Source organism: Blastococcus sp. SYSU DS0616 (assembly GCF_054051015.1).
Genome location: NZ_JBJHAJ010000011.1, coordinates 115,724 through 136,702, shown reverse-complemented (window position 1 = coordinate 136,702; position 20,979 = coordinate 115,724). Strand labels below are relative to the sequence as shown.

Annotated in this window: 19 protein-coding genes and 1 pseudogene; 8 read left to right on the top strand and 12 right to left on the bottom strand. The window is 73.9% G+C overall.

Annotation, left to right across the window (positions count from 1 at the left end; genetic code table 11):
• Positions 1–54: 54 nt before the first annotated feature.
• Together gltX and ACI79K_RS10685 are read right to left on the bottom strand one after the other, a co-directional pair.
• On the bottom strand, positions 55–1,530 hold the full coding sequence (gene gltX, locus ACI79K_RS10690; protein ID WP_456599676.1) for a glutamate--tRNA ligase: 1,476 nt from the start codon (positions 1,528–1,530) through the stop codon (positions 55–57).
• On the bottom strand, positions 1,527–2,339 hold the full coding sequence (locus ACI79K_RS10685) for a fumarylacetoacetate hydrolase family protein (RefSeq protein ID WP_456588847.1): 813 nt from the start codon (positions 2,337–2,339) through the stop codon (positions 1,527–1,529). Before ACI79K_RS10685 ends, gltX begins: the two co-directional genes overlap by 4 nt.
• A 42-nt stretch (positions 2,340–2,381) precedes the next feature.
• Here ACI79K_RS10685 and ACI79K_RS10680 point away from each other — a divergent pair, with 42 nt between their 5' ends.
• From ACI79K_RS10680 to ACI79K_RS10670, 3 genes are all read left to right on the top strand, one after another.
• A complete protein-coding gene (locus ACI79K_RS10680; RefSeq protein WP_456599675.1) occupies positions 2,382–2,762 on the top strand; it encodes a VOC family protein in 381 nt (126 codons plus the stop codon).
• Between the two features lie 154 nt (positions 2,763–2,916).
• Positions 2,917–3,243 carry a putative quinol monooxygenase gene (locus tag ACI79K_RS10675; RefSeq protein WP_456588849.1) on the top strand — a complete coding sequence of 109 codons (327 nt, stop codon included), beginning with the start codon at positions 2,917–2,919 and terminating at the stop codon, positions 3,241–3,243.
• A gap of 8 nt (positions 3,244–3,251) precedes the next feature.
• Entirely contained in the window at positions 3,252–3,974 is a 723-nt protein-coding gene (locus ACI79K_RS10670; RefSeq protein WP_456599674.1) for a glutamine amidotransferase, read from the top strand.
• Here the strand turns inward: ACI79K_RS10670 and cimA are convergent.
• Positions 3,965–5,548, bottom strand: coding sequence for a citramalate synthase (gene cimA / locus ACI79K_RS10665; RefSeq protein WP_456588851.1), 1,584 nt, complete (start codon positions 5,546–5,548; stop codon positions 3,965–3,967). The two genes, ACI79K_RS10670 and cimA, sit on opposite strands and share 10 nt — an antisense overlap.
• A gap of 214 nt (positions 5,549–5,762) precedes the next feature.
• Between cimA and ACI79K_RS10660 the strand changes: the two genes are divergently transcribed.
• The gene (locus ACI79K_RS10660; RefSeq protein WP_456599673.1) at positions 5,763–6,167 is read left to right on the top strand and encodes a hypothetical protein; all 405 of its coding nucleotides are present in this window, start codon (positions 5,763–5,765) and stop codon (positions 6,165–6,167) included.
• 4 nt (positions 6,168–6,171) lie between these two features.
• On the opposite strand, the gene ACI79K_RS10655 is transcribed toward ACI79K_RS10660, so the two are convergent.
• Together ACI79K_RS10655 and ACI79K_RS10650 are read right to left on the bottom strand one after the other, a co-directional pair.
• Positions 6,172–6,669: a hypothetical protein gene (locus tag ACI79K_RS10655; protein ID WP_456588853.1), complete on the bottom strand. Its 498-nt coding sequence runs from the start codon at positions 6,667–6,669 to the stop codon at positions 6,172–6,174.
• Positions 6,670–6,696: 27 nt separating this feature from the next.
• Positions 6,697–7,719, bottom strand: a complete 1,023-nt coding sequence (locus ACI79K_RS10650; protein ID WP_456588854.1) for a 3-isopropylmalate dehydrogenase — start codon at positions 7,717–7,719, stop codon at positions 6,697–6,699.
• Between the two features lie 145 nt (positions 7,720–7,864).
• On the opposite strand from ACI79K_RS10650, the gene ACI79K_RS10645 reads away from it, so the two are divergent.
• Both ACI79K_RS10645 and ACI79K_RS10640 read left to right on the top strand, forming a co-directional pair.
• Positions 7,865–8,671 carry a hypothetical protein gene (locus tag ACI79K_RS10645; protein ID WP_456599672.1) on the top strand — a complete coding sequence of 269 codons (807 nt, stop codon included), beginning with the start codon at positions 7,865–7,867 and terminating at the stop codon, positions 8,669–8,671.
• A 120-nt stretch (positions 8,672–8,791) separates the two neighbouring features.
• On the top strand, positions 8,792–9,382 hold the full coding sequence (locus ACI79K_RS10640) for a hypothetical protein (RefSeq protein WP_456599671.1): 591 nt from the start codon (positions 8,792–8,794) through the stop codon (positions 9,380–9,382).
• 69 nt (positions 9,383–9,451) lie between these two features.
• Here the strand turns inward: ACI79K_RS10640 and ilvC are convergent.
• The 5 genes and pseudogenes from ilvC to ilvD form a co-directional block, all read right to left on the bottom strand.
• Positions 9,452–10,498, bottom strand: a pseudogene (gene ilvC, locus ACI79K_RS10635) (ketol-acid reductoisomerase); the annotation flags it as partial.
• Between the two features lie 82 nt (positions 10,499–10,580).
• Positions 10,581–11,108, bottom strand: coding sequence for an acetolactate synthase small subunit (gene ilvN / locus ACI79K_RS10630; RefSeq protein ID WP_091933248.1), 528 nt, complete (start codon positions 11,106–11,108; stop codon positions 10,581–10,583).
• 11 nt (positions 11,109–11,119) lie between these two features.
• Positions 11,120–13,003, bottom strand: coding sequence for an acetolactate synthase large subunit (locus ACI79K_RS10625; protein ID WP_456599670.1), 1,884 nt, complete (start codon positions 13,001–13,003; stop codon positions 11,120–11,122).
• A 234-nt stretch (positions 13,004–13,237) separates the two neighbouring features.
• Entirely contained in the window at positions 13,238–16,051 is a 2,814-nt protein-coding gene (locus tag ACI79K_RS10620; RefSeq protein ID WP_456599669.1) for a putative bifunctional diguanylate cyclase/phosphodiesterase, read from the bottom strand.
• Between the two features lie 68 nt (positions 16,052–16,119).
• Positions 16,120–17,844 carry a dihydroxy-acid dehydratase gene (gene ilvD / locus ACI79K_RS10615; protein WP_456588859.1) on the bottom strand — a complete coding sequence of 575 codons (1,725 nt, stop codon included), beginning with the start codon at positions 17,842–17,844 and terminating at the stop codon, positions 16,120–16,122.
• Positions 17,845–17,907: 63 nt separating this feature from the next.
• Here ilvD and ACI79K_RS10610 point away from each other — a divergent pair, with 63 nt between their 5' ends.
• Positions 17,908–18,294, top strand: coding sequence for a PH domain-containing protein (locus ACI79K_RS10610; protein ID WP_456588860.1), 387 nt, complete (start codon positions 17,908–17,910; stop codon positions 18,292–18,294).
• Here the strand turns inward: ACI79K_RS10610 and ACI79K_RS10605 are convergent.
• Positions 18,288–19,232, bottom strand: coding sequence for a 2-hydroxyacid dehydrogenase (locus tag ACI79K_RS10605; RefSeq protein ID WP_456599668.1), 945 nt, complete (start codon positions 19,230–19,232; stop codon positions 18,288–18,290). The genes ACI79K_RS10610 and ACI79K_RS10605 overlap by 7 nt on opposite strands.
• A gap of 73 nt (positions 19,233–19,305) precedes the next feature.
• On the opposite strand from ACI79K_RS10605, the gene ACI79K_RS10600 reads away from it, so the two are divergent.
• Positions 19,306–20,436 (top strand): PQQ-dependent sugar dehydrogenase, encoded by a 1,131-nt coding sequence (locus ACI79K_RS10600; RefSeq protein ID WP_456588862.1) that lies wholly within the window; start codon positions 19,306–19,308, stop codon positions 20,434–20,436.
• Positions 20,437–20,439: 3 nt separating this feature from the next.
• Here ACI79K_RS10600 and ACI79K_RS10595 read toward each other — a convergent pair whose 3' ends face one another.
• A complete protein-coding gene (locus tag ACI79K_RS10595; RefSeq protein ID WP_456599667.1) occupies positions 20,440–20,976 on the bottom strand; it encodes a GNAT family N-acetyltransferase in 537 nt (178 codons plus the stop codon).
• Positions 20,977–20,979 lie beyond the last annotated feature (3 nt).

Sequence of the window (20,979 nt, the reverse complement as noted above, 5' to 3'; positions counted from 1 at the left end):
GTGGCGGTCCGGCGTACGGCTCGTCGGCCGGACCGCCACCGGTCCCCTGGAAGGTCATCCCGCCGTCGCCACCGTGCGGGCCGCCGCGAGCCGGGCCATCGTCCGCTCGCGCCCGAGCAGTTCCATCGACTCGTACAGCGGCGGGGACACCGTGCGCCCGCTGACGGCGACCCGCACCGGCCCGAAGGCCTGCCGCGGCTTGCGCCCCAGGCCCTCGACCAGCGCGTCCTTGAGCGCCTGCTCGATGGCCGGGGTGGTCCACTCCGGCAGCTCGCGCAGCGCCGCCTCCGCCGCGTCCAGCACCTCGACCGCGCTGTCCCCCGCGAGCTGCTTCTCCGCCGCCTGTGGGTCGATGGTGACCTCGTCGACGAACAGGAAGCCCAGCAGCCCGACGGCCTCGGAGAGCACCACCATGCGCTCCTGGGCCAGCGGCGCGATCGCCCGCAGCACCGACTCCTGCTCGGCGGTGGGCGGCTCGGCGACCAGCCCGGCGCCCGCCAGGTACGGCACCACCCGGGCGGTGAACTCCTCGACCGGCAGGGAACGCAGGTGGGTGGCGTTGATCGCCTCGGCCTTCTTCAGGTCGAACCGCGCCGCGTTCGCGTTCACCTTCGTGACGTCGAACGCCTCCACCATCTCAACGACCGAGAAGATGTCGCGGTCGTCGGCGATCGACCAGCCCAGCAGCGCGAGGTAGTTGACCAGCCCCTCGGGGAGGAAGCCGCGCTCCCGGTAGACGTCGAGATTGGACGTGGGGTCGCGCTTGGACAGCTTCTTGGTGCCCTCGCCGGTGACCAGCGGGAGGTGGCCGAACCGGGGGGTGCCCTGCGCAACGCCGATGTCGGTGAGCGCCGCGTACAGGGCCAGCTGGCGCGGGGTCGAGGGCAGCAGGTCCTCGCCGCGGAGGACGTCGGTGATGCCCATCAGGGCGTCGTCGACCGGGTTCACGAAGGGGTAGAGCGGGGCGCCGTTGCCGCGCACGAGCACGAAGTCGGGCACCGCACCCGCGGCGAAGCGCACCTCCCCGCGGACCAGGTCGGTCCAGCTGAGGTCCTCGTCGGGCATCTTCAGCCGCAGTACCGGGGACCGGCCCTCGTCGCGGAAGGCCTGCTTCTGGGCGTCGGTGAGGAACCGGTCGTGGTTGTCGTAGCCGAGCTTGGGGTCCTCGCCGGCGGCGCGGCGCCGGGCGTCGACCTCCTCGTTGGTCGAGAACGACTCGTAGGCGTGGCCGGCCTCGAGCAGCTTCGCGGCCACCTCCCGGTAGACGTCGTGCCGCTCGGACTGCCGGTACGGGCCGTTCGGGCCCCCGACCTCCGGCCCCTCGTCCCAGTCCAGCCCGAGCCAGCGCAGGCTGTCGAGCAGGTGCCGGTAGGACTCCTCGGAGTCGCGGGCGGCGTCGGTGTCCTCGATGCGGAAGACGAACGTGCCGCCGTGGTGGCGGGCGTGCGCCCAGTTGAAGAGGGCCGTGCGGATCAGCCCGACGTGGACCAGCCCGGTTGGCGACGGGCAGAAGCGGGTGCGCACGGTCATCGGGCGCCACCGGCCGTCGAGACGGCGTCGGCCGCCGTCACGGTGTTGGTCAGCGTGCCGAGGCCCTGGATGCTGCACGCCACGGTCTGGCCGGGGCGGATCGGGCCCACGCCCGAGGGGGTGCCGGTGAGCACCACGTCGCCGGGCAGCAGCGTCATCACCTGCGAGATGTAGGAGATGAGCGTGGGGACGGCGAAGAGCAGCTGGCTGGTGCGCCCGGACTGGCGGCGCTCGCCGTCGACGTCGCAGGTCACCTCCAGGTCGCCGGCGTCGAGGCCGATGCCGGCCAGATCGGTCTCGATCCACGGCCCGAGCGGGCAGAAGGAGTCGAAGCCCTTGGCGCGGGTCCACTGCCCGTCGCTCCGCTGCATGTCCCGCTCGGTGACGTCGTTGCCGATCGTGTAGCCGAACACGCTGCCCAGCGCCTGCTCCGGCGTGACGTTGCGGGCCCCGCGGGCGCCGATCACCACAGCGAGCTCCACCTCGTGGTGCACGTTCGTGCTGCCGGGCGGGATGCGGATGGCGTCGCCGGGGCCGATGACCGACGTCGAGGGCTTGAGGAACAGCAGCGGTTCCTTCGGGGCCTCCCCGGTGTTCATCTCCTTGACGTGCTCGGCGTAGTTCTTCCCGACGCACACGACCTTGCTCGGCAGGATCGGCGAGAGCAGCCGGATGTCGGCCTGCGCGTAGCGGGTACCGGTGAAGGAGATCTGGCCGAAGGGGTGGCCCTCGATCTGGGCGACCTGGCCGTCCCCGTCGAGGACGCCGAAGGACATGCCCTGAGGAGAGGCGAAACGGACGATGCGCACGAGCCGAGGTTAGTCGCGCGCCGTTCTGCCTATCGTCCGCCCATGGCCTGCCGGTTCAGCGAACTCGTCCTCGACAGCCGGGACCCCGAGTCCCTCGCCGCCTTCTGGGCGGCGGTGCTGGGCTACCGGGTGCTGGGACGGGAGGAGAACGGCGAGGTCGAGATCGGGCCCGAGGCGGGATTCGGCGGGCCGGCGCCCACGCTCATCTTCCAGCCGGTGGCCGAGCCCACCCCGGGCAAGGTGCGGCTGCACATCGACGTCAACCCGACCGACCGCGACCAGGCCGCCGAGCTGCAACGGCTGCTCGACCTGGGCGCGACACCGGCCGACGTCGGGCAGTCCGGCGACGAGAGCTTCCACGTGCTGGCCGACCCGGAGGGCAACGAGTTCTGCCTGCTGAGGACGCGGCTGGAGCCGCTGTAGGTAGCGCGGCTCCGCCCGTCAGGGGGACGGCAACTGGCCGCGGTATCGCGGCGAGTGGGGCCCGGAGGGTCCCGGGCAGCCGCGACGGAGCCGCTCCGCCCGTCAGGGGGACGGCAACTGGCCGCGGTGTCGGCCGGAGGCCGACAATGTGACCGTGATCCTGATCGTCGTGAAGTTCCCCGTCCGTCCCGAGCGCGCCGACGAGTGGACCGGGCTGGCCGCCGACTACGCCCGCGCGGTGAATGCCGAGGAGGGCTCGCTGTTCTTCGAGTGGTCGCGGAGCCTGGAGGAGCCCGACACCTACGTCTGCGTCGAGGGCTTCCGCGACGCAGACGCGGGCGCCGCCCACGTGGCCACCGACGCCTTCAAGCGCTTCGTCGAGCAGGCGCCGGACCTGGTGTCGGCGCAGCCGCAGATCATCTACGTGGACGCGCCCGAGGTCGCCGGGTGGGGCCCGATGGGTGAGATCCAGCCGCGCTGACAGCTCAGGTGCGGCCCTTCCTGCTGCTGTCCTCCCGCCCGGAGGACCAGGCAGCCGACGAGGAGTACGCCTCGTTCCTGCGGTGCACCGCGCTGCCTGCTCGGCGCCTGCACCGGATCCGCTTGGAGACGGGGCCGCTGCCTGCGATCGACCTCGACGACTACGCGGGCGTCTTCCTCGGCGGCGGACCGTTCAACTCCTCCGACGAGGAGAAGTCGGCCGTCCAGGTGCGGGTGGAGCGCGAGGTCGGCGGCCTGCTCGACGAGATCGTCGACCGGGACCTGCCGTTCTTCGGCGCCTGCTACGGGATCGGCACCCTCGGCACCCACCAGGGCGGGGTCGTGGACCGCGCGTTCGGCGAGCCGGTGTCGGCGGTGGAGGTGACGGTGACCCCGGAGGGGCGGGAGGACCCGCTGCTGGCCGGGGTGCCCGACCGCTTCGCGGCCTTCGTCGGCCACAAGGAGGCATGCCGCGTCCTCCCACCGACCGCGGTGCTGCTGGCCTCGTCCGAGACCTGCCCGGTGCAGATGTTCAAGGTGAAGGAGAACGTCTACGCCACGCAGTTCCACCCGGAGCTCGACGTGGCGGGGATCGTCCAGCGGGTGCGCATCTACCAGCACGCCGGCTACTTCGCGCCGAGCGAGGTGGAGGCGGTCGTCGAACGGCTGACCCCCGCGGTGGTGACCGCGCCCGGCCGACTGCTGGCGAACTTCGTCGCCCGCTACGGCTGAGGCCGGCGGATCACCGCGTAGGTGAGCGCGTCGACGAGCGCGTGCCACGACGCCTCCACGATGTTGGCGTGGACGCCGACGGTGGTCCACTCCCCCACCCCGTCGGTGGTGTCGATGAGCACGCGGGTGGTGGCGCTCGTGCCGCCCTTCCACCCCAGGATGCGGACCTTGTAGTCGGCCAGGGAGACGTCGGCCAGCTGCGGGTAGCGGTGCACCAGCGCCTGGCGGAGCGCGTTGTCCAGGGCGTTCACCGGGCCGTTGCCCTCGCCGGTGCTGATGATCCGCTCGCCGTCGACGTGCACCTTCACCGTCGCCTCGCTGACGACGACGCCGTTGCCCCAGTGCTCGACGGAGGTGCGGTAGCTCTCCAGCTCGAACAGGGGCGGCGGCGCCTCCGGCAGCTGGGCGCGCAGCAGCAGCTCGAAGGAGGCGTCGGCGGCCTCGAAGGACCAGCCGTCGGCCTCCAGCACCTTGACCTGGTCCACGACCCGGCCGATGGCGTCGGACTGGCCGGAGAGGTCCACGCCCAGCTCGCGCCCCTTCAGCTCGACCGACGCCCGGCCGGCCATCTCCGTGACCAGGATGCGCATGTCGTTGCCGACCACCGCGGGGTCGAGGTGGTTGTACAGCTCCGGGCTGACCTTGATCGCGCTGGCGTGCAGCCCCGCCTTGTGCGCGAACGCCGAGGCGCCCACGTAGGGCTGGTGGTCGTCGGGGGCGATGTTGGCCAGTTCGGCGATCGCGTGGCTGACCCGCTGCAGCTCCGGGAGGCACTCGGCGGGCACCGCGGGGATGCCCATCTTGGTGACCAGGTTGGCGATCAGCGCGAACGTGTCGGCGTTGCCGGCCCGCTCCCCGTAGCCGTTCGCCGTCCCCTGCACGTGGGTGACGCCGGCCTCGACCGCGGCCAGGGTGTTGGCCACGGCGCACCCGGTGTCGTCCTGGCAGTGGATGCCCAGCTTGCCGTCCACGCGGGATGCCACGTCGGCGACCACACGCCCCACCCCCATGGGCAGCATGCCGCCGTTCGTGTCGCACAGGACGCCCACCTCCGCCCCGGCGTCGAACGCCGCCTGCAGCACGCGCACCCCGTAGTCCGGGTCGGCGGCGTAGCCGTCGAAGAAGTGCTCGCAGTCGAGGAACACCCGCCGGCCGGCGGCGACGAAGAAGGCGACGGTGTCGGCCACCATCGCCAGGTTCTCCTCCAGGGTGGTGCGCAGCGCCTCCCGCACGTGCCGCACGTCGGACTTCGCCACCAGGCAGACCACCGGCGTCTCCGCGTCGAGCAGGGCGCGGACCTGCGGGTCGTCGGCCACCGCGACGCCGGCCTTGCGGGTGGACCCGAACGCCACCAGCTGGGCGTGCTCGAGCTTCAGCTCGGTCCGCGCCCGGGCGAAGAACTCGGTGTCCTTGGGGAGGGCACCCGGCCAGCCACCCTCGATGTACCCGACCCCGATCTCGTCGAGCAGCCGGGCCACCGCCAGCTTGTCGGCGACCGAGTAGCTGACCCCCTCCCGCTGGGCGCCGTCGCGCAGCGTGGTGTCGAAGACGTGGAAGTCGGTCTCGGTGGTCACGGTGTCTCCCGGGGATGGCAAGGGCCGAACACGAAAAAGACCCCCCGGGTACGGGAGGTCTGCGCGCAGTCGGGGAGGTGACTGCGCGCTAGGCGATGATGATCGTGCCGCTGGTGTGCATCGCCGACCATGAAAGCACGGGAGGCGCGGTGCGCGGCACCCCCGTCCCGGAAACCGGGCGACGGGCCACCGCCTGCGCTGGTACCCACTCCTGGTGATCCCGACCGAGTGGACCCCCGTGCACCGCCCCGTCGACGGCGAGCTGGTGGGCTGGCTGGCACCCGACGGCGCCGCCGGCCAGGTGCGCCCGGTGCTGCTCACCGGCGCTCCCCTGGCCGGCCCCCGGTCCCCCGGCGACGCCGCGGCGCTGCTGCGCACCGAGGGGCTGCGCGCACTGGACCGGCGGTGGTGGGCCCGGCTGCCCGAGCCGTTCCCCGTCGGCACCGTCGCGGCCGGGGAGCCGGGCGAGGACTGGACCTGGCAGCCGGTCGTGCTGGTGGAGTCCTCCCCCGCCGGCTGCACGGTGCGCCCGGAGTGGCCCGCCCCGGGCGAGACCGGGCGCGCCGTCCTCCCGGTGCCGGTCGGCGACCTGCTGCGCGAGCAGCCTCCGGAGGGCTGAGACGTCACCCCCGGTCGGGGACCCGGGCGCGCAGCCGGTCGCTGAACTCGACGTCGTAGGGCAGACCCCGGAGGTCCTCCGCGACGACCTCGACACCCGCGGCGCGCAGCAGCTCGGCGAGCCATTCCCAGGGGTGGTCCTCGCCGGTGTCCTCCGCATCGTCCGGGAGCACGGTCGTGCGCACGTCGTCGGCCAGGTGCGCGAGGGTCAGGCCCTGCCACGGGTCCGCACCGCCGCCGAGCGTGAACCCCCGCTCGTCGTGCAGCCGGATGCGGCGCCCGTCCGCCAGGACGGCGAACTCCTCGACGCGGAACGAGATGCCGCCCGGATCGAGGACCGGCTCGTCGGGGGCCGGCACGTACGGCGCGTACCCCCACCGCGAGGTGGCGCGCTCGCCCGCCCGCGCGTCGTCGCCCTCGGCGCCGGCGAGCAGCCGTCGGCGGGCTTCCTCCTCGGTCACCAGGTCGCACCATGCGCCCAGCCCGACCACCGGCGTCCCCACGACCCGACCGTAGCGCCGGCCGGAAGGTCAGCCGCCGGCGAGAGCGGCCAGCCTGTCGCCGACGTCGGACGTGCGGATCGTCGCCCGCGGGTCGCGGGTGGACAGGTCGAAGGCGACGGCGGCGTCCACCTTGCGCGCCTGCTCGGTACGGCCCAGGTGCTCCAGCAGCAGCCCGACCGAGAGCACGGTCGCGGTCGGGTCCGCGATGCCCTGACCGGCGATGTCGGGGGCGGAGCCGTGCACCGGCTCGAACATGCTCGGGTTGGCCCCCGAGGCGTCGAGGTTGCCGCTGGCCGCCAGGCCGATGCCCCCGGTCACGGCGGCTGCGACGTCGGTGACGATGTCGCCGAAGAGGTTGTCGGTGACGATGACGTCGTAGCGGCCCGGGTCGGTGATGAAGAACATCGACGCGGCGTCGACGTGCTGGTAGGCGACGGTGACCTCAGGGAACTCGACCGACACCTCCTCCACGATCCGCGACCAGAGCCCGCCGGCGTGGGTCAGCACGTTGGTCTTGTGGATCAGCGTCAGGTGCTTGCGCGGGCGCGCCACGGCCCGCTCGAACGCGTAGCGGACGACCCGCTCCACCCCGAAGGCGGTGTTGAGGCTGACCTCGGTGGCGATCTCCTGCGCGGTGTCCTTGCGCAGCACACCGCCGTTGCCGACGTAGGGACCCTCGGTCCCCTCGCGGACGCACAGCATGTCGATCGGGCCGGGCTCGACCAGCGGGCTGCGCACACCGTCGAACAGCTTCGCCGGGCGCAGGTTGACGTGGTGGTCCAGCTCGAAGCGCAGCCGCAGCAGGAGCCCGCGCTCGAGGATGCCCGGGGGCACGCTCGGGTCACCGATGGCACCGAGCAGGATCGCGTCGTGCCGGCGCAGCTCGTCGAGCACCGTGTCGGGCAGCAGCTCCCCCGTCCGCTGCCACCGCGCGGCACCCAGGTCGTAGGGGGTCGTCTCCAGGTCGGGGGCGACCGCGCGGAGGACCTTGAGTCCCTCCGCCACGACCTCGGGTCCGATGCCGTCTCCGGGGATCACTGCCAGGCGCATGGGAAGGGACCCTAGGTCAGGGGGTGGGGTGTTCGGCGGGCCGGGCCGCGCGTGGCCCCACCCCGCCGGGTCCTTGCCCCCGTGTGGGCGCACCGACATCCTGGGCACCGAAGCCGGCGCGGGCCGGCCCCGACGGAGGAGAACAGTGAGCCAGTCCGACGACCAGGGTCGAAACGATCCCCAGTCCTCCGCTCCTGGGAACGGGCAGGACCACGGCCAGCCCCCGTACGGGCAGCAGCAGCACGGGCAGCCCCAGCACGGTCAGCAGCAACACGGGCAGGGCCAGTACGGGCAGCAGCAGTACGGGCAACCCCAGTACGGGCAGCACCAGTACGGGCAGAGCCCCTACGGCCAGCCCCAGTACGGGCAGCCCCAGTACGGGGAGCAGCAGTACGGGCAGAGCCCCTACGGCCAGCCGGGGTACGGCACGCCGGCCCCCTACGGTCAGCAGTACCCGCAGCCGTACGGCCCGTACGGCGCTCCCGGCGTCCCCGCCAAGCCGGCCGGCGTGATCACCGCGGCCGTGCTCGGTTTCGTCTACGGCGCCATCGGGCTGCTGGTCACCTTCTTCCTCTTCGTCGTGGGCGCGGCCGCCAGCGGCGCCGGCGGCGGGCTGGACGAGGAGATCCCCGGCTTCGGGGCGGTGACCGGTGCCGTCGGGGGCGTGCTGATCGGCTTCGGTGTGCTGGCCCTGGCCTGGACCGTCGTCATGATCTGGGGGGCGGTCTGGGCCCTCACCGGTCGCAGCCGGGTGCCGCTGCTGGTCGGCGGTTCGATCGCCCTGGCCTTCACCACCATCGGCCTGCTCGGCACCCTGGCCGACGGCACCGCCGGCGATGTCGTGGTGAACCTGATCTTCTTCCTGGCTGCCCTGGCGATCGTCGTCCTGCTGGCCATGAAGCCGGCCACGCAGTTCTTCGCCGCGCACCGCTACCGGCGTACCGGTCACTGAACCGGGTGCTTCCGGCCGGAACGGCCCGTTCCGGTCTGCCAGGCCCCCCTGCAGGTGTGAGGATTGCTACAACCCGCGTCCGTCGGCCCCGACGGATCCCTCGAGCAGGAGGTAGCTGCGATGTCCGGCCCCACGCCCGGTTCCGAGCCCGACCACCCGCAGGGAGGGTCGCCGCAGGGGCAGCCCGGCTGGGGCCCGCCGCCCGGCCAGCAGCCCGGCCAGGGCTACGGTCAGGGCCAGGGCTACGGCCAGGGGTACGGCCAGCAGCCCGGTGGCTACCCCGCCGCCCCGGCCGGCTACGGGCAGGCGCCCGCCGGCCAGCGCCCGGGTCAGGTGACGGCGGCCGCCGTCATCGGGGTGGTCATCGGCGGGCTCGGGACCCTCGGCGGACTGCTGACCCTCTTCGCGATCGGTGCGGTCTTCGAGGTCGACGTCCTGCTGGGCATCCTGGCGCTGCTGTCGTTCGCGGCCGCCGTCGTCCTGCTGATCGGCGGCATCCAGGTGCTGCGTGGCCAGGACCCGAAGCTGCTCCTCCTCGGCAGCTACGCGTCGATCGGCCTGCAGCTGCTGTACCTGCTCTGGAGCCTGGTGCAGGAGGAGGGCTTCATCTTCACCGGGCTGCTCGGCTTCGTGCTGCCGGTCCTCATCGTCGTGCTGCTGCGCAGCGGCCAGTCCCAGCAGTACTTCGCGGCCCGGGGCCAGTCCGTCTGAGTCCCCACCCCACGCGAGACGGCCCCCGCTGCGTGCGCAGCGGGGGCCGTGGTCGTCGTGCGGCCCGGATCAGTTGCGGGCGGCCGTACCGGTGTAGTCGTCGGACGCCGAGACCCAGCTCATCAGCCCACGCAGCTTGCGCCCGGTCTCCTCGATCGGGTGCGCCTCGGCGGCGGCCCGCTTGGCCTTGAAGTCGGGCGCGCCGGCGTCCTGGTCGGCGATGAAGGCCGCGGCCCAGGAGCCGTCCTTGATCGCGCCGAGGACCTCCTTCATCGACTCCTTGACCCGGGCGTCGATGACCTTGGGCCCGGAGGTGTAGTCGCCGTACTCGGCGGTGTCGGACACCGACCAGCGCTGCTTGGCGATGCCGCCCTCGTACATGAGGTCGACGATCAGCTTCAGCTCGTGCAGGCACTCGAAGTAGGCGACCTCCGGCTGGTAGCCGGCCTCGGTCAGCGTCTCGAACCCGGCGGTGATCAGCGCGCTGGCGCCACCGCACAGGACGGCCTGCTCACCGAACAGGTCGGTCTCGGTCTCCTCGGCGAAGGTGGTCTTGATGACGCCGGCGCGGGTGCCCCCGATCCCCTTCGCGTACGAGAGCGCGAGCGCCTGCGCGCTGCCGCTGGCGTCCTGCTCCACGGCGATCAGGCAGGGCACGCCCTTGCCGTTCTCGAACTCGCGGCGCACCAGGTGGCCGGGGCCCTTCGGGGCGACCATCGCGACGTCGACACCGGCCGGGGGCTTGATGTACCCGAACCGGATGTTGAAGCCGTGGCCGAAGAACAGCGCGTCGCCGTCCTGCAGGTTGGGCTCCACCGACTCGGCGTAGAGGTGCCGCTGCACGTGGTCCGGCGCCAGGATCATGATCAGGTCGGCCTCGGCGGCCGCCTCGGCGGGCGTGACCACCCGCAGCCCCTCGGCCTCGGCCTTCGCCCGGCTCTTGGACCCCTCGGGCAGGCCGACGCGGACGTCGACGCCGGAGTCGCGCAGCGACAGCGCGTGGGCGTGCCCCTGGCTGCCGTAGCCCAGGACGGCGACGGTCCGCCCCTGGATGATCGAGAGGTCGGCGTCGTCGTCGTAGAAGATCTCGGCGGCCATGCTGGTGGTTGTTCCCTTCGGTAGGTGACGTGCTGGAACGGCCCCGTCGCAGGGGCCCGCGGCGTGCGGAGCGCGTCGTGGGGGGCGACGGGGTCCTTGCTCAGGCGGTGCGCTCGACCGGGCGCAAGGTACCGGCGCCGGACATCGCCCGCGGCCCCCGGCCCAGGGCGACGGTCCCCGACTGGGCCATCTCCTTGATCCCGAGGGGGGCGAGCACGGCCAGCAGGGCCTGGAGCTTGTCGGGCGTCCCGGTGGCCTCGAGGGTCACCGTGTCGGGGTTGACGTCGACGACGCGGGCGCGGAACAGCTCGGCGGTCTGCAGCACCTGGGTGCGCTCGGCCATCGGCGCGCGCACCTTCACGAGCAGCAGCTCGCGCTGCACGGCGGCCTCGCCGTCCAGCTCGACGATCTTGATGATCTCGATCAGCTTGTTGAGCTGCTTGGTGATCTGCTCGAGCGGCTGGCTCTCCGCGTCCACGACGATCGTCATGCGGGACAGGTCGGGGTTCTCGGTCGGCCCGACGGCGAGGGACTCGATGTTGAAGCCGCGACGGCTGAACAGCGCCGAGACGCGGGCCAGCACACCCGACTTGTTCTCGACGAGGACCGACAGTGTGTGACGGGACATGGGTGCGCTCCTCAGACCTGGCCGTCGCCGAAGACCGGGCGCAGGTCGCGCGCGGCCAGGATCGCGTCGTTGCTGGCGCCGGCGGCGACCATCGGCCACACCTGGGCGTCGGCCCCGACGACGAAGTCGATGACCACCGGCGCGTCGTTGATGGCCATGGCCTTCTCGATGACGGCGTCGACGTCGTCCTTGCTCTCGCACCGCAGCCCGACGCAGCCCAGCGCCTCCGCCAGGGCGACGAAGTCGGGGATGCGCACCGGCTTGGGCGAGCCGTCGGGGTTGCGCGCGTGCAGCTTGGTGTTGGAGTAGCGGCCCTCGTAGAAGAGGGTCTGCCACTGCCGGACCATGCCGAGGTTGCCGTTGTTGATGACGGCGACCTTCACCGGGATGCCCTCGATGGCGCAGGTGGCGAGCTCCTGGTTGGTCATCTGGAAGCAGCCGTCGCCGTCGATGGCCCACACGGTGGTGTCGGGGCAGCCGTACTTGGCGCCCATCGCCGCCGGGACGGCATAGCCCATGGTCCCGAGGCCACCGCTGTTGAGCCAGGTGCCCGGCTTCTCGTACCTGATGAACTGGGCCGCCCACATCTGGTGCTGACCGACGCCGGAGGTGTAGATCGCCTCCGGACCGGCGATCGCGCCCAGTCGCTCGATGACGTACTGCGGCGACAGCGCGCCGTCCTCGGGCCAGTCGTAGCCGAGCGGGTAGCGCTCGCGCCAGTCGTCGAGCTGCGCCCACCACGCCGCCAGGTCCGGCGTGCGGCCGGCCGCGTGCTCGGCGCGCAGGGCCTCGACCAGCTGCGCGATGGTCTCCTTGGCGTCGCCCACGATCGGCACGTCGGCCTTGCGGTTCTTGCCGATCTCGGCGGGGTCGATGTCTGCGTGGACGACCAGGGCGCCGGGCGCGAAGCTGGAGAGCTCGCCGGTCACCCGGTCGTCGAACCGCGCCCCGAGCGCCACGATCACGTCGGACTTCTGCAGGGCGGTCACCGCCGCGACCGTGCCGTGCATGCCCGGCATGCCCAGGTGCTGGGGGCTGCTGTCGGGGAACGCCCCCCGGGCCATCAGGGTGGTGACGACGGGGGCGCCGGTCAGCTCGGCGAGCTCGGCCAGCTCCGCGGTCGCCTGCGCCTTGAGCACCCCGCCGCCGACGTAGAGGACCGGGCGACGGGCGCCGGCGATCAGGCCGGCCGCCTCGCGGACCTGCTTGCCGTGCGGGCGCGTCGTCGGCTTGTAGCCCGGGAGGTCGAGCCGGGGCGGCCAGGTGAAGTCGGTGGTCGCCTGCAGGACGTCCTTGGGGATGTCGACCAGGACGGGGCCGGGGCGGCCGGTGGAGGCGAGGTGGAACGCCTCGGCGATGCGCTGCGGGATCTCCTCCGCCGTCGTCACCAGGAAGTTGTGCTTGGTCACCGGCATCGTGATGCCGCGGATGTCCGCCTCCTGGAAGGCGTCGGTGCCGATGGCCGCGCTCGGGACCTGGCCGGTGATCGCCACGATCGGGACCGAGTCCATGTAGGCGTCGGCGAGCGGGGTCACCAGGTTGGTGGCGCCGGGGCCGGAGGTGGCCATGCAGACGCCGACCCGGCCGGTGGCCTGGGCGTACCCGGTGGCCGCGTGCCCGGCGCCCTGCTCGTGCCGGACGAGGACGTGGTGGACGTGCGAGTCGAACAGCGGGTCGTACGCCGGGAGGATCGCCCCGCCGGGGATGCCGAAGACGACGTCGACGCCGACCGCCTCGAGGGACCGGACGAGGCTCTGCGCGCCGGTGATGCCGGTGGCCGGCTGGGCGGTGGCCTCGGCCACGGAGCGGGCCGTGGTCTCGACGCCGGTCAGCGCGGCGGCGGCCTCGCGGGTGGCGGCCTCGGAGTGGGGGGCCTCGTTCGGGGTGCTGGTCATCGCGCGGATCTCCTGTGCCTTGCGGCGTGGTGCGGGCTGGTGCGACGGGCGGCGTGCTCGCTGTGCGGCGGATCACGGCCAACAAAAAACCCCTCGTGCCCCGGGCACGAAGGGTCAGCGCGTCGGTCGGTGACCGGACGCGCTAGGCGAGTACGAGGACGCCGAGGGTGCGGGCGTCGGCGAGCATGAGGGTGCGAGGCACGGGGACACTGTGCGCCTGCCGACGCCCCTGCGTCAACCGCCGCGTCCCACCAGGTGGACACCGGCGTCCAGATTCGGCGGTCCCGGCTCGGCCGCGTCGAGGATGGAGTCGTCGAACGAGGCGAGCAGCGCCCGCAGTTCCGCGAACGGCATCGGCCGCCCGAAGAGGTAGCCCTGCAGGTAGCGGCAGTCCATGGCCTGCAGGTGGGCCATCTGCGCCTCGGTCTCCACGCCCTCCGCGACGACGTCCATGCCGAGCGTGCGGCCGAGCTCCACGACGGCGGCCACGAGCGCGCGCCCCCGGGGACCGGTCTCGATGCCGGCCACGAACTCGCGGTCCATCTTCAGGATCTGCACCGGCAACCGCGCCAGGTAGGCCAGCGAGGACCACCCCCGCCCGAAGTCGTCCAGGGAGAGGACGACGCCCATGCCGCGGAGCGTCTCGAGGTCGCCGAGCACCCCTTCGTGCACGTCCAGCAGCACGGACTCGGTGATCTCCAGGACCAGCTTGCCGGCGGGCAGCTGGGCGGCGGTGAGCGCGGCGGCCACGTCCGGTGCCAGGCAGCCGGCCTGCAGGTGGCGCACCGAGACGTTCACGCCCATCTGCACGTCCCAGCCGTCGGCCAGGAGCACGGCCGCGTGCTCCGTCGCCACCCCGAGCACCCAGCGCTGGAGCGGCACGATCAGCCCGTCCTCCTCCGCCAGCGGGATGAACTCGTCCGGCGGCACGGTGCCCAGGAGCGGGTGCTCCCAGCGCACGAGCGCCTCCAGCCCGAGCACCCGGCGGTCGTGCACCCCGACGACGGGCTGGTACAGCACGCGCAGCTGGCCCTCGGCGAGCGCCGTGGGCAGGTCCCGGGCCAGCCGGGTGCGGCGGACCAGCGCCGCGTCGATCGCCTCGCCCGAGGAGCGCACGCAGCGCTTGCCCGCGGCCTTGGCCGCCCGCAGGGCGAGATCGGCCTGCCGGACGGTGTCCGACGCGTCGGCGACGGGATCGAGCTCGGCCAGGCCGATGCTCCCCGAGACGGCGAACCGCGGGCCGCTGCCCTGCCCGTCGGCCGACGGCGCACGGAACGGTCGGTCCAGCGCCACGACCAGCCGCTCGGCGAGCCCGGTCGCCTCTCCGAGCCCCCCGGGCACCAGCAGCGCGAACTCGTCCCCACCGAGGCGGGCGACGAGGTCCTGCGCGCGGGCGCCGTCGCGCAGCTGGTCGGCCACCTGGACGAGCAACTGGTCGCCGGCCTCGTGCCCGGCGACGTCGTTGACGGCCTTGAAGCCGTCGAGGTCGACCAGCAGCACGCAGCCCGCGTGCCCCTCGGCGGCGCGTAGCCGCGCGTCCTCCAGGGCGGCGAGGAACCGGGCGCGGTTGGGCAGCCCGGTCAGGTAGTCGGTGTAGGCCATGCGCTCCAGCTCCCGCTGGGTGGTCCGGCGAGCGGTGGCGTCGCGCAGGTGGAGGACCAGGCCCTCCCGCAGCCCGGTCCCCGGCACCCCGGCCCGCGCGGCGCCGGCGAGCTCGACGTCGCGCCGGTCCCCGGCGCGGGTGCGCAGCCGCACGGTCGGCGGCAGTGCGGCGGGGTCCGCCGGCACCCGTCCGCCGAGCACGTCCTCGAGCACCACGTGGTCGTCGGGGTCGACCAGGTCGGCCAGCAGTCGACCGGTGAGCTCCCGCTCGGGCCACCCGAGCTGACCGTCGGCCGCGCCGGAGACCCAGCGGATCCGGCCGCCGCCGTCCAGCACCACGGTGACGTCCTCGGCGCTGGCGGCCAGCGCACGGAAGTAGGCCTCGGTCTGCAGCACCCGGCGGGTGAGCCGCCCACCGTCGACCACCCACAGCAGGCTGCGGATCGAAGTGCAGACCATGAGCAACCCGAGCGCCACCTGCTCGAGCCGGGTGAACACGTGCCCGGCGGTCAGCACCACGATGACCACGCCGGCGACCCCGTAGGCCGACGCGTGGCTGACGGCCAGGCCGAACAGCGGCAGGCCGTCGGCATCCCTGCCCTGCGCGGGGAGCCGCCCGGGATCGGTGTCCACGGCCCGGACGCCGGCGGCGAGCATCCCCGACCAGGCGATGCTGACCAGCAGGTCCGCGGGCCGCTCCCCCAGCACATGGGCCAAGGCGGGCGCGACCCCGAGGACCGCCGTCCCCACCGCCGCGACCAGCAGCCACACCGCCGGGCGCCGGCGGGACGCGGGCGCGCGGGTGACGACCACGAGCGCCACCGCGCACAGCAGCGCACCCGCGGCGGGGTACCCCATGTTCTGCAGCACGCCGGTGACGCCGCCGCCGCGGACGCCCGACCGGGAGAGCACGAGCCCGGTGAGGAGCACGACCGCGACCAGCACGATGGCGCCGTCGAGCAGCTCCCGCACGCCGGCCCGCCCGCTCCGGCGCGGCAGCAGCAGGAAGCAGGCCGCGAGGCCGAGCGGCAGCGCGAGCACCTGCGGGACGTGGACCAGCGCGCCGTCCACGGTGCCAAGGAGGCGGCCGGCGGCCAGCAGCACGCCGGCCGCCGCCACCGCCTGCCACGGCCGGCGGGCGGCGGGGTCCAGCCGGGCCGCGTGCCTCTGGACGACGAGGGCGGTGGCGAGTGCTGCGCCCGCGAGGAGGACGGTCAGCAGGCGTTCGGCGCCCGCGCCCAGGCCGGGCCGGGCGATACCGCCGCAGAGCGCCAGCACGGCGAGCGCGACGTAGAGGACCACCGACTCCCGCCGCTCCCGCGCGGACGCGGCCGACGGCAGCAGGCCGATCGGGCAGGTGCGCAGCGGCGCGGCGAACGGGAGCGCCGCGAACGGCTCGGGCACCGACGGCGCACCGCCGTCCCGTCGCCGCGCGTCGGAGTCCACGACCCTGTGGTCGGCAAGGACCCCGGGGCGGTGGAGCCGCCACCGTCCCGGGGTCACCCCAAGGGGGGTCAGCCGCAGATGGCGCCCTGGGCGGCCGAACCGACGAGCTTGGCGTACTTGCCGAGCACGCCGGTGGTGTAGCGCGGCGGCAGCGGCTCCCAGCCCTCGGCCCGGCGGGCCAGCTCGTCGGCGTCGACCAGCAGGTCCAGCGTGCGGGTCGTCAGGTCCAGCCGGATGCGGTCGCCGTCGCGCACGAAGGCGATCGGGCCCCCGTCGGTCGCCTCCGGGGCGACGTGGCCGATGCACAGGCCGGTGGTGCCGCCGGAGAACCGGCCGTCGGTGAGCAGCAGGACGTCCTTGCCGAGTCCCGCGCCCTTGATCGCGCCGGTGACCGCGAGCATCTCGCGCATGCCCGGGCCGCCCCGCGGCCCCTCGTAGCGGATGACGACGACGTCGCCGGCCTGCAGCGTGCCCTCGGTGACGGCGTCCATGGCCCCCTGCTCGCCGTCGAACACGCGGGCGGTGCCCTCGAACACGTCGGCGTCGAAGCCGGCCGACTTCACGACCGCGCCCTCGGGGGCCAGCGAACCGCGGAGCACCGAGAGCCCACCGGTCGCGTGGATCGGGTCGTTCATCGCGTGGATGATCGCGCCGTCGGGGTCCGGCGGGGCGATGTCGGCCAGGTTCTCGGCCATCGTCTTCCCGGTGACGGTGAGCACGTCGCCGTGCAGCAGACCGGCGTCCAGGAGGGCGCGCAGGACCACCGGGACCCCGCCGACGCGGTCGACGTCGGTCATGACGAACCGGCCGAAGGGCTTGACGTCGGCCAGGAGCGGGGTGCGGTCGCCGATCCGGTTGAAGTCCTCGAGCTCGAGGTCCACCTGCGCCTCGTGCGCGATCGCCATGAGGTGCAGGACGGCGTTGGTCGAGCCGCCGAGCGCCATGACCACGGTGATCGCGTTCTCGAACGCCTTCTTCGTCATGATCTGGCGCGCGGTGATGCCCTTGCGCAGCAGGTTGACCACCGCCTCACCGGAGGCGACCGCGTACGCGTCGCGCCGGTTGTCGGGGGCCGGCGGGGCGGCGCTGCCGGGCAGCGCCATGCCCAGGGCCTCGGCGACGCTGGCCATCGTGTTGGCGGTGTACATGCCCCCGCACGAGCCCTGGCCGGGGCAGGCGGCGCGCTCGATCGCGTCGAGCTCGTCCTGGGTGATCAGCCCGCGGGCGCAGGCCCCGACGCCCTCGAAGACGTCGATGATCGTCAGGTCCCGGTCACCGAGCTTGCCCGGCATCGTGGAGCCCGAGTAGAGGAAGACGCTGGCCAGGTCCAGGCGCGCGGCGGCCATGAGCATGCCCGGCAGGGACTTGTCGCAGCCGGCCAGCAGCACCGAGCCGTCCAGCCGCTCGGCGAACATGACGGTCTCGACCGAGTCGGCGATGACCTCGCGGGACACCAGCGAGGCGCGCATGCCCTCGTGGCCCATGGAGATGCCGTCGGAGACCGAGATGGTGCCGAACTCCAGCGGGAAGCCGCCGGCGGCGTGCACCCCCTCCTTGGCCCGCTTGGCCAGCCGGTCCAGCGACAGGTTGCACGGGGTGATCTCGTTCCAGGAGGACGCGACGCCGATCTGCGGCTTGGCGAAGTCGTCGTCCCCCATCCCGACCGCACGCAGCATCGCCCGCGCCGGGGCCTTCGCCAGCCCGTCGGTCACCTCGTAGCTGCGGGGCTTGAGCGGGCTGTGCGTCGCGCTCGCTGGCTCGTTTCCGGGGATGAGGTCCTCGCCGATCGTCACGAGCGGCGATGGTAGGCCCGTCGCCGGACCGACCGGGGGGCGCGGGTGGGAGGATCGCCCTCCGTGACCCCTCCTGCCCGCTTCCGGATGAACCGGAGCGCGCTGCTGCCCGTGATCCTGCTGGCCCTCGGCATCCTCCCCACCGCCCTCGTGAGCCCGTGGACCCTCCTGCTGCTGCTGGTCCCGGTGGCCGTGGCCGCCTGGGTCCTGCGGACCGGCGTCGACGTCGACGACCGCGGCATCACCGCACGCTCGCTCGTGGGATCCCGGACCGTGCCCTGGCCCGAGCTGGCGGGCATCCGTCTCGGCCGGCGGGGGGAGCTGTGGCTGGTGACGACGAGGTCGACCGAGGTGCGGCTGCCGGTGCTGCGGGTGCGTGACCTGCCCCGCCTGGCCGCTGCCTCGGGCGGGCGCCTCGACGATCCTTCCGCCCGCCCCGTGGGTCAGTAGTCGCCGACGACGTTGGCCAGCGGCCGACCCGCGAGGATCCGGCCGATCTGCTCGGTGACCGCCGCCGTGGCCCGCTCACGGGTCGCCGGCACCTCCCCGCCGACGTGCGGGGTGAGCAGCAGGTTCGCCGCATCCCACAGCGGGTGGCCCTCCGGGAGCGGCTCGGGATCGGTGACGTCGAGGGCCGCGCGCAGTCGCCCGGACGAGAGCTCGGCCAGCAGGGCCCCCGTGTCCACGACCGGCCCGCGCGCCGCGTTCACCAGCAGGGCACCGTCGGGCATGGCGGCCAGGAAGCGCGCGTCGACCAGCCCGGTGGTCTCCGGGGTCAGGGGGACGAGCAGCACGACGACGTCGGCTGCGGGCAGCAGCTCCGGCAGCTCGGCCACCGTGCGCACGCCCTCGCGCGGGCGGCGGGCCACGTAGGTCAGCCGCACGTCGAAGCCGGCGAGCATCCGGCCCACCGTGATCGCGATGTCGCCGGCGCCGACGACCAGCACCCGCGCGCCGACCAGTGACCGGTGCGTGGCGAACGACCACCGTCCGGCCTCCTGCTCACGGACGAAGAACGGCAGCCCGCGCTGGGCAGCGAGAGTCGCCGCCACGACCCATTCGGCGGTCGCCGGGGTGTGCGCGCCCCGGGCGTTGCAGAGCACGACGCCCTCGGGCATGCGCCCGGCGAACCCCTCCGCCCCGGCGCTGGTCAGCTGCACCAGCCGCAGCCGCGGCAACGCGTCGAGGAAGCCGTCCGGCGGCGGCGCGGAGCCACCGCCGGCCACCCAGACCTGGGCCTGCGCGGGCTCGCCGCGGGGCGGGCCGTCCGCCGGCGCCACCCGGTGCGCCCGCACCCGCGGCGACAGCGCCTCCACCACCTCCGCCAGGCGCCGGGAGGGCACCAGCACGTGCAGCGTCTCGTCGGCCGTCAGCTCGAGCGTCGTCACCGCCTCACGCTAGCCAGCCCCGGTCGCACGCGCGCACGCCGACAGCGCATCCGCCGCACGTACCCTGGGCCCGGTGAGACCGAGGAGGGCGCGGAGCGCGCCGCGGGTGGTCACCGCACTCCTCGCCGGAGTGCTGCTGGCCGGCTGCGGCGGGGGCGGCTACGAGCCCGCCGGCCCGTTCCGGCCGCTGCCGGAAGCCCCCCCGCCCCAGGTGGGTCCGCCCCCGGCAACCCTGCCGCCGCCGGCGGACCCCGCCCAGCCGGGCTCGGGCGAGGAGGTCGGCGACCCCAACGTCGTCGCCACCGGGCTCAGCGTGCCCACGGGACTGGTCGTGCTGCCCGACGGGTCGGCGATCGTGGGCGAGCGGGACACCGGCCGCCTGCTGCAGGTCTTCCCCGACCGGTCGCCGGCGCGGGAGCTCATGACCGTTCCGGAGCTGGACACCAGTGGTGACGGCGGGCTCCTGGGCCTCGCCCTCTCCCCCACCTTCGCGGAGGACGGGCTGCTGTTCGCCTACGTCACCACCGCGACCGACAACCGCGTCGTGCGGTTCCCCGTCGGCGGGACGCCAAACCCGGTGCTGACCGGCATCCCGCGCGGTGAGACGGGCAACGGCGGCGGCCTGCTCACCGGAGCCGACGGCCACCTCTACGTCGGCACCGGGGACGCCGGGGACCCGGCGCTCGCCGCCGACCCGGACTCGCTGGCCGGCAAGGTGCTGCGCATCGACGTCTTCGGGCGCGCGGTCGGTGGGAGCAGCCCGGTGCACAGCCGGGGGTACCGCGACGTGACGGCACTCTGCCAGGACGGCGAGCGGCTCTACGCCACCGACGAGTCACGGCAGGGCCCCGACGAGGTCGACGTCGTCCAGGAGGGGGGCGTCGGCACGCTCCTGCTGCCGATCCCGGCCGAGGAGGGCGGTCTCGGCGGCTGCGCGGCGGCGAACGGCACGGTGTTCCTGGGCGCGCTCGACGGGCAGCGGGTGCACGTGATCACGCTCGACGAGAACGGCGTCCCGGTCGAGGGGGCCGCCGACGAGGTGCTCGTCGGCAGCTACGGCCGGCTGCGCACCGTCGTCCTCGACCCCGAGGGCGCGCTCTGGGTGACGACGTCCAACCGCGACGGCCTCGGCACCCCCGCCGACGACGACGACAAGGTGCTGCGGATCCGTCCCCCCGGCGGCCAGCCGAATTCGCCGCTGTAGGGATCAGCGCACGAACCGGTGGACGACGTGCAGCCGGGAGTCGATCGGGTTGTCCGGGGTCAGCTCCCCCTCCGCGTACCAGGTCGCGCCCGCCCGCCGCAGCGCCCGCCAGGAGGCCTCGTTGGCCGCCACCACCGGCACCAGGACGTCGTGTGCGTCGGGGTGGTCGGCGAAGCCGCGCGCCACGGCCGCCGCGATCAGCGCGGCACCGAGCCCCCGGCCGCGGGCCGACGGCTCCCCCACCAGGTAGTCGATGCTCAGCGCCCCCGGCGGCACGGGGCACACCGCGCTGAGCTCGGCGAGGGACTCCGGCTCGTCGTCGAAGCGGTAGACCTGCACCAGACCGAACGGTTCGCCGTCGTGCACGCCGAGGTACACCGAGGTGGCGTCGATGCCGTCGATGCTGGGCCCGTACTGCGCCTCCACCGCTGCGGGGTCGTCGTCCCACCACCGCGCCACGAGAGGCTCGGCGAGCCATCGGGCCAGCAGTGGGAGGTCCGACCGCCGCAGCGGCCGCAGCACCACCTCGGGCAGCTCCACGCC

Excerpts from the sequence above, each read along its gene's own strand:
- gltX (WP_456599676.1), bottom strand. The coding sequence starts at position 1,530 with ATGACCGTGCGCACCCGCTTCTGCCCGTCGCCAACCGGGCTGGTCCAC.
- ACI79K_RS10680 (WP_456599675.1), top strand. The coding sequence starts at position 2,382 with ATGGCCTGCCGGTTCAGCGAACTCGTCCTCGACAGCCGGGACCCCGAG.
- ACI79K_RS10650 (WP_456588854.1), bottom strand. The coding sequence starts at position 7,719 with ATGCGCCTGGCAGTGATCCCCGGAGACGGCATCGGACCCGAGGTCGTG.
- ACI79K_RS10640 (WP_456599671.1), top strand. The coding sequence starts at position 8,792 with ATGTCCGGCCCCACGCCCGGTTCCGAGCCCGACCACCCGCAGGGAGGG.
- ilvN (WP_091933248.1), bottom strand. The coding sequence starts at position 11,108 with ATGTCCCGTCACACACTGTCGGTCCTCGTCGAGAACAAGTCGGGTGTG.
- ACI79K_RS10625 (WP_456599670.1), bottom strand. The coding sequence starts at position 13,003 with ATGACCAGCACCCCGAACGAGGCCCCCCACTCCGAGGCCGCCACCCGC.